Here is a 13,824-nt window from a genome sequence, read left to right as displayed (position 1 = left end):
CAAGCCGTACACCTAATCGGGTGAAATAAGGATATGTCAGCTTTTAGCCGTTGGAGGTAAGGCGGCCGTCTCGGACACCATCCCGGGCGAATGTGGTCGACAATGCGACACTGGAGTGATGTCTGCGCACGACGCTCCCGACGACCTCGAGATCGAGGCCGCGCTGGAGCCTGCGCAGGCCACGGAGGACGAACTCGAGCCGGTGCTGCCCGAGGTCGTACGGCAGCGGGTGATCGCCCTCGCCGCGGGGGCCATGACCGGTCTGCCGCTGGAGGAGCTGCCCATGCCGCTGCGGCGGGTGGCCAAGTTCGCCCCGAACCGGCGCGCCCGCCTCGGCGGCCCCGTCATCGCCATGCAGCTCTCCGGCGACCCCCTGCTGCGTCAGCGCCTGGCCACCCGGGTGGTCAACGACGCCGGTGACCTGGGCGCGGCCGTGCTCGAGGGGGTCGCACCGGCGGCGGCGGACCCGGTCGAGGTGGCGGCGCTGGCGTACCTCGCCCGCCCCGACGGCTGGCGCCGGCTCGTCACCGACGCGACCGAGACCGTGCGCGCCGAGGCCGAGGGGGCCGTCGCCTCCGAGCGCGTCCGCGACGTCGAGCAGCGCCTGGCACGCGCCGAGCACGACCGCGCCGTCGCCCGCGTCGAGGCCGACAAGCTGCGCGACGAGCTGGCCCGGCTCCGCGACGAGACCGCCGGCCTGCGCGAGGAGGCCCGGGCGCTGGCCAAGTCGCTGCGCGAGTCGCAGGCCAAGGAGCGCAAGGCCACCGACATGCTCGCGGCCGAGAAGGGCCGCGCCGCCAAGGTCAACGCCGACCACGACGCCGAGCTGCGCCGCCTGCGGGCCCGCCTCGCCGAGGCCGAGACCGCCGCGGGCGCCCAGCGGCAGAGCGCCAAGGACGCCCGCGCCGTCGACGACGCCCGCCTCTGGCTGCTGCTCGAGACCATCGGCCAGGCCGCCGTCGGCCTGCGTCGCGAGCTCGCCCTCGACCCGACCGACAAGCTCCCGGCCGATTTCGTGGCCGACGCCGCCGCCGAGCGCCCGGAGGGCGTCACCGCCGCCGCGCGCGCCCTGAACGCCGACGACCCGGCCCGCCTCGACCAGCTGCTGAGCCTGCCCAAGGCGCACATGATCGTCGACGGCTACAACGTGACGAAGAAGGGGTACGCGGAGATCTCCCTCGAGCAGCAGCGCAACCGCCTCATCGCCGGGGTCGGCGGCCTCGCGGCGCAGACCCGCGCCGAGGTCACCGTCGTGTTCGACGGCGCGGAGCGGGTGCACGGCCTGCCACCGGCGCCGAGGGGCGTGCGCGTGCTGTTCTCCCGCAAGGGCGAGACGGCCGACGAGCTGATCCGGCGCCTGGTCCGGGCCGAACCCGCGGGGCGCCCGATCGTGGTGATCTCCTCGGACAAGGAGGTCATCGACGGGGTACGCCGCCACGGCGCCTACCCCCTCTCCTCCGACACCCTCCTGCGCCGCCTGTCTCGCTCCTGACCCCCTGGTGGCCGGCCGTCCCCGGCCGCGTGTGTGGGCGCTCGGGGGTAGGTCGGCGTGGCGCCGGTCCGTCGGCCGAGCCACGGGGAACGTCACCCGGCTACCGCGTCTCGCCTTCCCGTGCGCGCTCGTCCGGTGCCCGCACCCTGCTGTCGCGCGCCGCACCCTCTGGGCGGGTCCGGCGCGCCTCCCCACGCTCTGTGATCATCGCTCTGACCTGGGCATCTGCATTTTTTGTCGTACCCCCTCGCTACCGTTCGTGCTATCGGGTTCACCGATACGCCATATGCCGGGCGGATCCCGGCTCCGGCGGATCGTCGGTATTGGAGGAGCGATGCTCGTCGACTGCGAAAGCTGTTCGGTGCGGGGCAACGCCTGCAGGAGTTGCGTGGTGACCCTGCTGCTCGACACCCCGCCCGCGTTGCACCAGCTCGGCGCCGAGGAGGTGCGCGCCATCGAGGTGTTCGAGCTCGCCGGGTTCGACGTCACCGTCCTGGAGCCCACCCACTTCGAGCCCACCCACTACGAGCCAACCCCCGTGACCCCCGTGCCCTCACCCCGCCGGCGCCGCGGGCGCGCCGCATAGGCCGCCGCGATGACCACCCGCCTCGGTCCCGCGGTCACGCCCCGCGTGCCGGGCGCGGCCGACGGCGTGCCGCATAGGCTGGCACGATGACTCCCCGTCTGTGGGCCACGGTCACGCTCGTCGTGCTGCTCGTCGCCGCGGCCGTCGTCGCGCTGCTGCGGGTGCCCTGGTCGTCGCCGCCCGCGCCGCGCGCCGACCAGCTCGCCGCGCTCAACACCCTGCCGCGCGACGCGGTCGCCCAGGGGCGTGCCTTCCACGCGGCGCTGCGCCCGGGGATGTATCTCTCGATCGTCCTCGGCCTCGTCGTCGCCCTCGTGCTCGGCCTCACCCCGGCCGGCGCCTGGCTCGTGGAGCAGGCCGGGCGCCCGTTCGGCGGCCATTGGCTGGCCCGCGCCCTGCTCGGCGGCTTCCTCGTCACCCTCGTCGGCGAGGTCGTCGCGCTGCCCCTGTCCGCGTGGCGCCAGTCGATCCTGCGCCGCTACGGCCTGTCCACCCAGAACTGGGGCGGATGGACCGTCGACCTGCTCAAGGGCTACGCGGTCGGCGCCGTCATCGGCGCGATCGTGCTCGTCGGCTTCTACACGGTCACCCACTTCGCCCCGCGCTGGTGGTGGGCTTGGGGCGCGGCCGGCGCCGCGGTGCTCACGATCCTGTTCTCGTTCATCCTGCCCGTCCTCGTCGAGCCGGTCTTCAACAAGTTCACCCCGATGCCCGACGGCGAGCTGCGCACGAGCCTCATGAGCCTGGCCGCCCGCGACGGCGTCCCGGTCCGCGACGTGCTCGTCGCCGACGCGTCCCGCCGCACCCGAGCCGTGAACGCCTACGTCTCCGGCCTCGGCCCGACCCGCCGCATCGTCGTCTACGACACCCTGCTGGAGAAGGCCCCACCGGCCGAGGTCGAGTCCGTGGTGGCCCACGAGCTCGGCCACGCCAAGGATGGAGACGTCCTGACGGGAACGCTGCTGGGCGCCCTGGGCGCCGCGGCGGCGGTCTGCGCCCTCTACCTGATCGGCTCCTGGTCGGCCCTGCTGCGCCTGGCCCGCGTCGACTCGATCGCCGAACCCAGGGCCTTGGCCCTGCTCCTGGCCCTGGCCACGGTCGCGAGCCTGTTTGCCGGCCCGGCCCAGGCCTTCGTCTCCCGCCGCGTCGAGGCCCGAGCCGACGAACACGCCCTACGGCTGACCGCGAACCCGAAGGAGTTCGAGGCCATGCAGGGCCGCCTGGCCCTGGTCAACCTGGGCGACCCGGACCCCAACCCGCTGGAGCAGTTCCTGTTCGGCAGCCACCCGACAGCGGTGGAACGCATGGCCGCGTCCCGAGCTTGGGCCCGCACCCACCCCTAACCCGCCCTCGCCTTCGCCCCGCCCTCGCCCTCGCCCGGCCCTCGCCTTCGGCTCGTGCTCGTATTCGTCTCCGACTCGCGTTCGTGTCCGGCCCGCGCTCGTGTTCGGTCCTTGCCCGTGTTCGTCTTCGGCCCGCACTCGCGTTCGGCCGCGGTCCCGCAGACCTGTAAATCCGCAACCTGTCTCGCCGCCCGCACCCGCCCGGCCGACGCCGCGCGCCTCCGCGCCCTTAACCAGCCGGAGGGGTTGGGGATTTCGTGGACCCGCGAGCCGTCTCGCCGCCCGTACACCGCCGCAGCCGGACCTATGTGCCCGAGCAGCCGCAGCCGTCCACAACCACACGCCCAAGCCGGGCCCGCGCGCCCGGTGTGACCAACCGCGACTGTCTGCGACTGCGCGGACCTCGAGCCGTCTCGCCGAGCGCACGTCGCCCGGCCGAGGCCGCGCACCTCCGCGCCCTCGATCAGCTGGAGCGGTCCGGGAGTTCGCGGACCGCAAACCGTCCCGTACGAGCGATCCCTCACCCGGCCGCCCTGGCCAGCCGCGACCGTTCCGGCTCCGTACGCCCGCGCGGCCGATCCGCCGATCCGCACGCCCGGCGCGTCGAGCTGCCGTGGGAGCGCTTCCCGACCGGTGGTGCTGCCATCGCGCGGAGAGGCACGAGAGAACGTCGAGCCGCCGTGCGAGCGCTTCCCGACCGGCGGTGCCGCCATCGCGCGGAGAGGCACGGGAGAACACGGGGAAGCACGACAGAATCACGGAGAAACCTGGGAAGCACGAAGAGAACAAGGAGCGAGCCGTTCCTGCGCGCGGGCGCTCGCCGAAGGAAGAGGGTGTCTCGCGCGGGAAAGGCGTGGGCGGTCGCGTCAGGCGGGGGAGTCGCGGCGGCGGGGGACGTAGAACTCGACCTCGGTGCCCTTCCCCGGGCGGCTGGAGATCTCCGTCGTCCCGCCCAGGTCCGCGATCCGCCCGCGCATCGACTGGGCCACGCCCAGCCGCCCCGCGTCCGCCGCCTCCGCCAGGCGCTGCGGTGCGAAGCCCACGCCGTCGTCGCGGACGGTCACGCGTACGGCATCGCCCTCGTCCTCCACGAGGACCCACGCGCGCGCCGTCGGGCCCGCGTGGCGGCGGACGTTGTCGAGGGCGGCCTGGACGGCGGCGGTGAGCTCGGTGGACACGTCGGCCGGCAGGAGCACCGGATCCGCGGGCGCCGCGACCTCGATGGTCGGGCAGGCGAGGGCCGTGAGTGCGGCGCGCACGTCGAGGCGGTCGGCCGCCGGCGCGACGGGGCCGCCGGAGAGCAGGTTGCGCAGCGCCTGCTCCTGCTCGCCCGCGAGGGTGGCGAGCTGCGGGCCGGCCCCGCCGAGCTCGTTGCCGTGGCGCTGCATGAGCGCGAGCACCTGCAGGACGCCGTCGTGGATGGGGCGGGCGAGCCGGTTGCGTTCGGCCTCGGCGGCCTCGCGGCGGATCTGCTCCGCGCGCAGGCGGTCCGCGCGGCGCGACGCCCACTGCTGGGCGAAGCCGAGCCCGCCGACGCCCGCCGCGGCGACGAGGAGCAGGACGGCCGACGTGGTGAGGTGGAAGACCGGGTTGAAGTACGAGGAGGCGGGCAGCCCGTCCTGCAGGTACGTGGCCTCGATCGCCTGCCGCCCGCCGAGGGCCAGCACGACCGCGAGCGGGCCGAGGGTCGCGGGTGCGGCGCCCGACGGGGCGAGGGCCGGGGCGATGGTGCCGGCGATCGCCGTCGCCGCCGCGGTGACGAGCACCGCGATGAGGATGCCCGGCACGACGCTGCCCTGGCTGGCGAGCTTCTCCGGGTGCCCGGTCGTGGCCGCGTACGCGATGAACAGCGCGGTCGCGGCGGCCACGGTCACGCCGGCGGTGAGCGGCACCCGCAGCCGGGTCCAGGCGAGGCCGGCGCCGACGGCGAGCCCGCCGAGCACGCAGAAGAAGGGCAGGGTGGTGTACCGCAGCGCCCCCATCGCCAGGATCAGCGGCGCGACCATGCCGACCTGGGCCGTCGCCGCGGTCAGGGCCCCGCCGAGGGACCAGGGGCCGGCCATCGCCGCGAGCGCGGCGACCACGATGAGCGTGATGGTGCCGATGACGGCTCCGGCCACGTACGCGTGCCGGTACATCGCGCTCCGGGAGACCCCGAGCAGCACGGCGAGGCGGTCCGGGGTGAGCAGGCCCAGCGGGAAGGCGAGCGCCAGGGCGAGGCCGCCGGCCAGGACCAGCCGCAGCCGGGGCCAGCCCCGGTGCTCGGGGCCGTCGGGCCGGGCCGCGGGGTCGTGCCCGCGCAGCAGCCACGCCGCCGTCGCCGCGCCGGCGATCCCGAGCACGACGAGCGTGCGCTGCCAGTCGTAGACGGCGCCGTACGGCTGCCACCAGGCGTCGGCGATGGCCATGCCGAGCAGGGTGGTCCCGACACCGAGCCCCGCGACCAGCGTGCCCCGGCCGGTCTCGCCGCGCCGGAGCATCGCCTGGGCGGCCGCGAGCACCGCGACGAGCGCGAGCGGCTGGGCGCAGCGGGTCAGCAGCGACACCGACAGCGGCAGGTGCCGTGCCAGTTCCATCGGCAGCAGCATCGGTACCGCCAGCAGCCCCGCCCCCGCCATCAGCACCGGCCACCGGCGCAGCAGCACGAGCGCGGCCACGATGACGACGATCGGCCCCAGCTCGTACGCGGCGTCGAACGCGTCGCGGGGGCTGGCCTGCAGCGCGAGGTTGAGCACCGGGTTGCCCGGCCCGCCGTCGGGCGAGTGCGCCGAGGACGTGGCCACGAGCAGCAGCGCGCCGCCGAGCGCACCGGCGAGGGCCGCGGTCCGCTGCCGCGCCGTGGCGGTGGGCCGGACCGGGGCGGGTGGGACCTGGGTGGACGGGCCCTGAGTGGAGGGGATCGGCGTGGACGGGATCGGCGTGGGCATCGCAGCGATCATCGCCGAATCGTCGCGCTCATGCACGTGCGTGAATCGGTGGGCCGCGGCGGGCACGGCTCGGGGACTCCCGGATGCGGCAGGCGCACCGGCCGCCCGTCCGGCCGGTACTCGAAGTGCCACCACTCGTTGTCGTACGTCCGGTAGAGCCCGTGCCGGTCGCCGTGGCGCTCGAGCCACCGGGCGCCCTCGGTCGGCCGCACGTCCAGCGCGGTCCCGGCGACGTGCCGCGACGCGTGCGGCGGCAGCACCCGGCGCCACGCCGCCGCGACCGACCCGTCGCGGGCGACCGCCGCGGCGAAGAGCCGGGCCTGCTCCGCCGGGTCGCGATAGCCCGACGTGAGGCCGATCAGCTCGCCGTGGCGCCACAGGGCCTCGGCGCGCGCCGCCTCGAACGCGGCCCGGGTCGCCACCGTCAGCCCGGCCAGCTCCTCGGCCGGAAACCGCGCCGCGAGCGCCCACTGGCAGGCCCGGTGCCGCGCGGGCCCGAGCGCGCGCGAGGCGGGCGCTGCCCGCTCGACCCGGTCCCGCACGGGGCGAAGCGCCCCCGCGGGTGAGCCGGGCTCGGCCAGGTCGCGCGCGGGGCGAAGCGCCCCGCGGGTGAGCCGGGCTCGGCCAGGTCGCGCGCGGACCCGAGCGCCGCCGCGGGCGAGCCGACCTGGGCCAGGTCGTGCGCGGACCCGAGCGCCCCCGCGGGCGAGCCGAGCTCGGCCAGGTCGTGTGCGGACCCGAGCGCCGCCGCGGGCGAGCCGACCTGGGCCAGGTCGTGCGCGGACCCGAGCGCCCCTGTGGGCGATCCGGGCTCGGCCCGGTGCCGCCCGGGGCCGAAAGCCCGTGCCCGCGAGGCGAGCGGGGCGGTCCTCGCGCCCCGGTGGGATGCCACGAGCCAGGCGACGGGCACGAGCGCGACCGCCAGCGCGCGCGTGACCCGCCGGTACACCACGTCCCGTCGCCGCGCGGTCGCGGCACCCCCATCAGCGAGCGTGTACGGCATGCGAAGAATCTGCCGGTCGGGCCGGGGTGCGGGCCTGAGTCGCGGTACCCATTTCGCGCTGGGTACCGCCACTCAGATGCAATGGACCCATGTCGTCGGATGTGCGCGTCTGCTTCCTCGGGGATTCCTTCGTCGCCGGGGTCGGCGATCCCCAGTGCCTCGGCTGGGCGGGCCGGCTCGCCGCGCTGGCCCATCGCCGCGGTACCCCGCTGACCGCCTACAACCTGGGCATCCGCCGCGACACGTCGGCCGACGTGCTGGCCCGCTGGCGCGCCGAGTGCACGCCGCGCCTGCCGGCCGGCTGCGACGCGCGGCTCGTGCTCTCCTTCGGGGTCAACGACACCGTCCAGGGCCTGCCCGCGGCCGGGTCCACCGGCCGCCTGCGCACCCTGCTGACCGACGCCGCCGCGTGGCCGCGGCTCGTGGTCGGCCCGCCGCCGGTCGACGACGAGCCGGTCAACCGCGCGCTCGCCGCGCTCGACGAGAGCTTCGCGGAGGCCTGCCGGGACCTGCGGGTGCCGTACGTGAGCACGCTGCCCGCCCTGGTGCGCGACCCGGTCTGGATGCGCGAGGTCCGCGCCGGCGACGGGGCGCACCCGGGCGCGGCCGGCTACGAGGCCCTGACCCGCCTGGTCGCCCCGGCCTGGGTGAGGTGGCTCGACGCCTGACCCCCGACCCCTGACCCTCCGGCCCCGAGCCCCGACCCTCCGAGCCCTGACCCTCCGAGCCCAGACCCTCCGGCCCCGACGCTTCGGTCTCGTGGCCCGTGGCGCCTCGTGGCCGGGCCCGGCAGGGCGCGCCGGTACAGTCTGCCGGTGGCGACCTCACTGCTGATCACCAACGACTTCCCGCCCCGGCCGGGCGGCATTCAGCAGTTCGTGCACAACCTCGCCGTCCGCCAGCCGCGCGACGAGGTCGTCGTCTACGCGTCGACCTTCGCGGGCGCCGAGAAGTTCGACGCCGAGCAGCCGTTCGAGGTCGTCCGGGAGAACACCGGCATGCTGCTGCCGACCCCGCACGTGGCCCGGCGGGCCGCCGAGATCGCGCGCGCCCGCGGCTGCGACCGGGTCTGGTTCGGCGCCGCGGCCCCGCTCGGGCTGCTCGCCGCGGGCCTGCGCCGCCGCGCCGGGATCGAGCGCGCGGTGGCGATCACGCACGGGCACGAGGCCGGGTGGGCGGCGCTGCCGGGCGCGCGGAGCCTGCTGCGGCGGATCGCGCGGGGGACGGACGTGGTCACGTACCTGGGGGAGTACTTCCGGGTGCGGCTCGCCCGCGCCATCGGCGGCCTCACGCAGCTGCGGCAGCTCGCGCCGGGCGTGGACGTGGACGCCTACTCGCCGCGGGTCGACGGCTCGGTGGTCCGGGAGCGTCACGGGCTGGCCGGCCGCCCGGTCATCGTGTGCGTCTCCCGGCTGGTGCCGCGCAAGGGCCAGGACGTGCTCATCCGGGCCCTCCCGCGGATCCGCCGGGCGGTGCCGGACGCGGCGCTGCTGGTGGTGAGCGGCGGGCCGTACCGCTCGACCCTCGAACGCCTCGCCCGCGAGCACGGCGTGAGCGGCGACGTCGTCTTCACCGGCCCGGTCGAGTGGGCCGAGCTGCCCGCGCACTACGCGGCCGGGGACGTGTTCGCGATGCCCTGCCGCACGAGGCGCCGCGGTCTCGACGTCGAAGGGCTCGGGATCGTGTACCTCGAGGCCTCCGCCACCGGCCTGCCCGTCCTCGCGGGCGACTCGGGCGGCGCCCCCAACGCGGTCCGGGAGGGCGAGACGGGCTTCGTGGTCCCCGGCCGCGACGTGGACGCGGTGGCCGACCGGCTCGTCACCCTGCTCCGGGACCGCGACCTGGCCAGGCGCATGGGCGCGGCCGGCCGCGCCTGGGTCGAGTCCGAATGGCGCTGGGAAACACAGGCCGCCCGCCTGCAGTCCCTCCTCGCTCCGCGGTGACGATCCTCTCGCCCCGACGGCCGCGGCGCGAATATCGGCGACAGGGAAACGCGCCCGGGCGCCGGAATCGAAAGCGACGCCGAAACGCGGCCGGAAACGGCGGGGTTATCCACGCCGGCGCATTCCGGGAATGGCGCGGCCGGCTGCCCGGGGGTATCGGGAGCCGGCCGTCAGCGCGATTGCGGGGTCGGGGGAGAACGCGTCAGAAACTGGGGGCGTCGGGGGCTTCGAGCAGACCGAGACGCAATGCCGTCATGAGCGCTTGGGCCCGGTTGGCCGCGCCGAGCTTCTCGTAGAGCTTCGAGATGTGCGTCTTCGCGGTGGACTCGGAGACGAACAGCTGCTTGGCGATGCCGGCCACGCTCATGCCGTCCGCGAGCAGGCGCAGGACCTGGCCCTCGCGGGGCGACAGCTGCGGGCCGCTCGGGGCCAGCCGGCGCTTCATCGCCTCGGCCAGGTCGGCCGCGGTGAACGCGCTGGGCGCCGAGGCGGCGTGCCGGGCCGCGGCCACGACCTCGTCGGCCGGGGCCGTCTTGGGCACGAACGCGGAGGCTCCGGCCTCGAGCGCGCCGAAGAGCTGGTCGTCGCCGGCATACATGGTCAGCACCACGATGCCCATGCTGTTGCTGGTCTTGCGCAGGGCGCGGGTGGCCTCCAGCCCGCTGCCGTCGGGCAGCCGGAGGTCCATGATCACGACGTCGGGCTGCAGCGCGCCGGCCTGGCGGATCGCCTCGGCGGCGGTCGCGGCCTCGCCCACCACCTCGAACTGGCGGTCGCGCTCGAACGCGTGCCGCAGCCCTCGGCGAATCAGATCGTGGTCGTCGACGAGCAGCACTTTGGTGCGTGTCGTCGGCGTCGCGGTAGTAGACATTCCCGGTGCTCTCTCCCTCTGGGTGCCTTCACGCTACCGCGCACGCGGTGCGGTTCCGAGCACAACCGCCACTGTGGTCCCATTCGGCACGCGTGGCGTGATCTCCAACCGGCCCCGGATACGTTCCGCCCTCTCGGCCATGATCGCAAGACCATAGTGGCCGTCCGGCCGGTTCTCACCGATGCCGCTGCCATCGTCGGATATTTCTACCTGTGCGAACGGTGGATCGACCGCGCACGTTACCCAAAGATTCTCCGCGCCGGCGTGTTTGCGCGCGTTGGTGATGGCTTCCTGGGCAATGCGCAGCAGTTCTGCCTCGACGGCGGCCGGCAGCCGGGCGGTGGTCTCGTCGAGCGAGAGATGCACCCGCAGGCCGGCCGACGCGCCGACGGTCCGTGCGTAGTCGGAGATCGCCGCGGTGAGCCCGCCGTAGCGGTCCACCTCGCTGCGCAGCTCGAACAGCGACAGCCGCAGCTCCGTGATGACCCGCGTGACCTCGGCCCGCAGGATCCGCAGCTCCTCCTCGGCCGCCTCGGCGTCGGGCAGCGCGGCGACCGCGTTGTCGATGCCGTAGCCGACCATGACCAGCTCCTGCGCCACCCCGTCGTGGATCTCGCGGGCGAGCCGCTGCCGCTCCTCGGTCGTCGCCAGGGAGCGGACCTCGTCGAAGAGCAGGGCCGCCTCGAGCCGCAGCGCCGCCGCCCCGGTCACCGACTGGACCTTGGCGACCAGCGCGGGCGGGTAGGAGCCGGGGGAGTCGGACTCCAGCACGATCAGCCCGACGGTGCGCACCCCGGCGATGAGCGGCACGGCCATCGAGGAGATGCTCTGCCCGCGGGCGACCGAGCGGGCCTGCGAGCGCCCGGAGACGACCGGCTGCTGGGTGGCCCACGCGTCGGCGACGGCGCTCTCGGTGTCCAGCGCCGTCTCCCAGTCGAGCCGCTCCACGCCGGCCTGGGCCAGCACGACCAGCCGCCCGCCGCCGCTGCCGGACAGCACGGCCCCGCGGGCGGAGGGCACCAGCGCCCGGACCTCGTCGAGCAGGTGCTCGGCCAGGCCGCCCGGGTCGAGCGTGGCCCCGGGCAGCTGCCGGGCGACGCTGCGCAGCTGGGTCAGCAGGCGCGTGGCCTCGGCGTAGGGCTGCGGGGTGGCCTCGGGCCGGCGGGCCAGCAGCACCCGCTGCAGCATCGTGGCCTGGAACGCGGCGACCCCGGCGATGACCAGCCAGGTGCCGCCCGCGGCGAGGTAGTCCCGCTCGTCGAGCCGTCCCTCGACCGCCCCGCCGATGACGAGCAGCGCGGCGGCCGCGGCCAGGTAGGCCCCGGCGAGGCGGCGCCCCTCGGACAGCGCGGCGGCGACGATCGGCACCGGCAGGTAGAGCAGCAGCGCCTCGGCGTCGTGGTTGAGCGTCGACGCGGCGAAGGCGGTGATGAGGACCTCGGCGGTCCGGCCGAGCCGGCCGACCTCGTGCGAGTCGGGCGCGACGGTCGCGACGACCGCGGCGGCGAACAGCAGCGCGAGCCAGAGCAGCTCGGCGCCGCGCACGTCGTCGGAGAGCAGCAGCACGGCGACGAGGGCCAGCAGCAGCGTCCGCACCACGACGATCGCCGTGCGCGCCTGCGTCGCGGCCGTCCCGGCGCGCTCACCGGCCGGCGTGCTGCGAGCCGGCGCGGCCGTGCGGGTTGCGGACAGGTCCGTCAACTGCGATCCCTCCAGGCGGCCGGGGTTGTCAACTGCGGTCGGGCATCGGTCGGGTGGTGCTCAGCGCTCGTAGATGGCGGCGATCTCGCCCGAGTACTCCTGCAGCACGACGTTGCGCTTCACCTTCAACGACGGAGTGAGCTCCCCGGTCGCCTCGGTGAAGTCGCGGGGCAGGATCCGGAAGACCTTGATGGCCTCGGCCTTCGACACCGCCTGGTTGGCCTCGTCGATCGCCTTCTGGATCTCCGCGCGCAGCTGCTCGTCGCCGGCCAGGCTCTCCATCGAGGCGTCCTCGGGCTTGCCGTTGTCGCGCTTCCAGGCCGGCAGCGCGTCCGGGTCGATGGTCACCAGCGCGGCGATGAACGGCCGCCGGTCGCCGACGACCATGCACTGGCTGACCAGCGCGTGGGCCCGGACCCGGTCCTCGAGCACGGCCGGCGCGACGTTCTTGCCACCGGCGGTGACGATGATCTCCTTCTTGCGCCCGGTGATGCGCAGGAACCCGTCGTCGTCGAGCTCGCCGAGGTCGCCGGTGTGGAACCAGCCGTCGTCGTCGATCACCTCGGCGGTGGCCTCGGGCTTGTTCCAGTAGCCCTGGAACACGATGTCGCCCTGCACGAGGATCTCGCCGTCGTCGTCGATGCGGATCGTCACGCCGGGCAGCGGCCGCCCGACGGTGCCGATCCGCACGCCGGTGTCGCGGTTGGCGTTGGTCGCGGGCGAGGTCTCGGTGAGCCCGTAGCCCTCGTAGATCGTCACCCCGATGCCGCGGTAGAAGTGCGCGAGCCGCTCGCCGAGCGGGGCGCCGCCGGAGATGGCCCGCGTGCACTGGCCGCCGAGCGCGGCCCGCAGCTTGCCGTAGACGAGCCGGTCGAACAGCGCGTGCTGGGCCTTGAGCAGCAGCCCCGGCGACGGCGACGCGCTGTAGTCGATCGCCACCCGCTCGGCCCGGTCGAAGATCGCCCCCTTGCCGTCGGCCTGCGCCCGCTGCTTCGCGGTGTTGTAGACCTTCTCGAACACGCGCGGCACGGACAGTACAAAGGTGGGCCGGAAGCTTTTCAGCGCGTCGGCCAGGTTCTTCGTGTCGGCCGTGTGCCCCATGGTGGCCCGGGCCTGGACCACGCCGATCTGGATGAGCCGGGCGAAGGAGTGGGCGAGGGGCAGGAAGAGCAGCGTGCGGGCGCCCTCGTTGAACAGCGAGCGCAGCTCCGGGATCGCGTTGACGATGTCGGAGAGCATGTTGCGGTGCGTGATCATGCAGCCCTTGGGGCGGCCGGTCGTGCCGCTGGTGTAGATGATCGTCGCCAGGTCCTCGGCCTTGGTCGCGGTGCGCCGCCGGTCGACCTCCTCGCGGGACACGCCCGCCCCGTCGCCGACGAGCTGCTCGATCGCGCCCGGCGTGCCGTCGATCTGCCACACGTGGGCCAGCGCGGTGGCGCGCTCGCGCAGCTGGGCCACGGCGTCGCGGTGCGCGTCGGTTTCCACGAAACAGGCGACCGCGCCGGAGTCCTCGAGGATCCACGCCACCTGCTCGGGGCTGGAGGTCTCGTAGATCGGGACCGTGACCGCGCCGCAGGTCCAGATCGCGTAGTCGATGAGGGTCCACTCGTAGCGGGTCTTGCTCATGAGCGCGACGCGCTCGCCCGGCTCGATGCCGGCGGCCAGCAGCCCCCGGGCCAGCGCCACGACCTGGTCGAGGAAGTCAGCGCAGGTCACGTCCTGCCAGGTGCCGTCCACCAGGCGCTGGAACTGCACCGTGGCGGGGGCCACGGCGGCGTTGTCCCAGACCGGGTCGGTCAGGGTGGCCGTCTCGGCGACGCTGACCGCGGCGGGGACGGAGAACTCGCGCACGTCCGGCTCCATTTCGACGCTGTACTTCTGTATCGGGAACCTACCTTTCCGCGTAACACCACGCACAGGGCGCCCACACCCAATTACACGGAGGTGCCTGCGAGCAG

Annotated in this window: 10 protein-coding genes; 5 read left to right on the top strand and 5 right to left on the bottom strand. The window is 74.8% G+C overall.

Translation table 11 applies throughout. The features are described from left to right. Positions 1-118: 118 nt before the first annotated feature. The 3 genes from ACQP1P_RS39565 (at position 119) to ACQP1P_RS39555 (ending at position 3,421) form a co-directional block, all read left to right on the top strand. Positions 119-1,492, top strand: a complete 1,374-nt coding sequence (locus ACQP1P_RS39565; protein WP_433079219.1) for an NYN domain-containing protein — start codon at positions 119-121, stop codon at positions 1,490-1,492. A 334-nt stretch (positions 1,493-1,826) separates the two neighbouring features. Continuing rightward, on the top strand, positions 1,827-2,078 hold the full coding sequence (locus ACQP1P_RS39560) for a hypothetical protein (protein WP_433079217.1): 252 nt from the start codon (positions 1,827-1,829) through the stop codon (positions 2,076-2,078). 86 nt (positions 2,079-2,164) lie between these two features. Continuing rightward, on the top strand, positions 2,165-3,421 hold the full coding sequence (locus tag ACQP1P_RS39555; RefSeq protein ID WP_433079215.1) for a M48 family metallopeptidase: 1,257 nt from the start codon (positions 2,165-2,167) through the stop codon (positions 3,419-3,421). Between the two features lie 866 nt (positions 3,422-4,287). On the opposite strand, the gene macS is transcribed toward ACQP1P_RS39555, so the two are convergent. Further along, positions 4,288-6,360, bottom strand: a complete 2,073-nt coding sequence (gene macS, locus ACQP1P_RS39550) for a MacS family sensor histidine kinase (protein ID WP_433079213.1) — start codon at positions 6,358-6,360, stop codon at positions 4,288-4,290. Continuing rightward, positions 6,357-6,890 carry a D-alanyl-D-alanine carboxypeptidase family protein gene (locus ACQP1P_RS39545; protein WP_433079211.1) on the bottom strand — a complete coding sequence of 178 codons (534 nt, stop codon included), beginning with the start codon at positions 6,888-6,890 and terminating at the stop codon, positions 6,357-6,359. Before ACQP1P_RS39545 ends, macS begins: the two co-directional genes overlap by 4 nt. Positions 6,891-7,440: 550 nt before the next feature. Between ACQP1P_RS39545 and ACQP1P_RS39540 the strand changes: the two genes are divergently transcribed. Together ACQP1P_RS39540 and ACQP1P_RS39535 are read left to right on the top strand one after the other, a co-directional pair. Beyond that, complete coding sequence (locus ACQP1P_RS39540) at positions 7,441-8,019, top strand: GDSL-type esterase/lipase family protein (RefSeq protein ID WP_433079209.1); 579 nt, start codon at positions 7,441-7,443, stop codon at positions 8,017-8,019. Positions 8,020-8,166: 147 nt separating this feature from the next. Beyond that, entirely contained in the window at positions 8,167-9,294 is a 1,128-nt protein-coding gene (locus ACQP1P_RS39535) for a glycosyltransferase family 4 protein (protein ID WP_433079207.1), read from the top strand. A 202-nt stretch (positions 9,295-9,496) separates the two neighbouring features. Here ACQP1P_RS39535 and ACQP1P_RS39530 read toward each other — a convergent pair whose 3' ends face one another. The 3 genes from ACQP1P_RS39530 to ACQP1P_RS39520 all read right to left on the bottom strand — a co-directional run bounded on the left by ACQP1P_RS39530 (position 9,497) and on the right by ACQP1P_RS39520 (position 13,717). After that, the gene (locus ACQP1P_RS39530) at positions 9,497-10,165 is read right to left on the bottom strand and encodes a response regulator transcription factor (protein WP_344610478.1); all 669 of its coding nucleotides are present in this window, start codon (positions 10,163-10,165) and stop codon (positions 9,497-9,499) included. A 33-nt stretch (positions 10,166-10,198) separates the two neighbouring features. Beyond that, positions 10,199-11,764 carry a sensor histidine kinase gene (locus ACQP1P_RS39525; protein ID WP_433090302.1) on the bottom strand — a complete coding sequence of 522 codons (1,566 nt, stop codon included), beginning with the start codon at positions 11,762-11,764 and terminating at the stop codon, positions 10,199-10,201. 162 nt (positions 11,765-11,926) lie between these two features. Continuing rightward, positions 11,927-13,717, bottom strand: coding sequence for an AMP-dependent synthetase/ligase (locus tag ACQP1P_RS39520; protein ID WP_433090300.1), 1,791 nt, complete (start codon positions 13,715-13,717; stop codon positions 11,927-11,929). Positions 13,718-13,824: the final 107 nt, after the last annotated feature.

This window comes from Dactylosporangium sp. CA-052675, from assembly GCF_050947935.1.
Classification (GTDB): Bacteria; Actinomycetota; Actinomycetes; order Mycobacteriales; family Micromonosporaceae; genus Dactylosporangium.
Note: the sequence above shows the minus strand (reverse complement) of the source record. Positions and strands in the feature narration are given on the sequence as shown.

What these genes read in the sequence shown, in the direction of transcription:
- ACQP1P_RS39530 (WP_344610478.1), bottom strand. Translation starts at nt 10,165, where the DNA reads ATGTCTACTACCGCGACGCCGACGACACGCACCAAAGTGCTGCTCGTC.
- ACQP1P_RS39540 (WP_433079209.1), top strand. Translation starts at nt 7,441, where the DNA reads ATGTCGTCGGATGTGCGCGTCTGCTTCCTCGGGGATTCCTTCGTCGCC.
- ACQP1P_RS39555 (WP_433079215.1), top strand. Translation starts at nt 2,165, where the DNA reads ATGACTCCCCGTCTGTGGGCCACGGTCACGCTCGTCGTGCTGCTCGTC.
- macS (WP_433079213.1), bottom strand. Translation starts at nt 6,360, where the DNA reads ATGATCGCTGCGATGCCCACGCCGATCCCGTCCACGCCGATCCCCTCC.
- ACQP1P_RS39565 (WP_433079219.1), top strand. Translation starts at nt 119, where the DNA reads ATGTCTGCGCACGACGCTCCCGACGACCTCGAGATCGAGGCCGCGCTG.
- ACQP1P_RS39560 (WP_433079217.1), top strand. Translation starts at nt 1,827, where the DNA reads ATGCTCGTCGACTGCGAAAGCTGTTCGGTGCGGGGCAACGCCTGCAGG.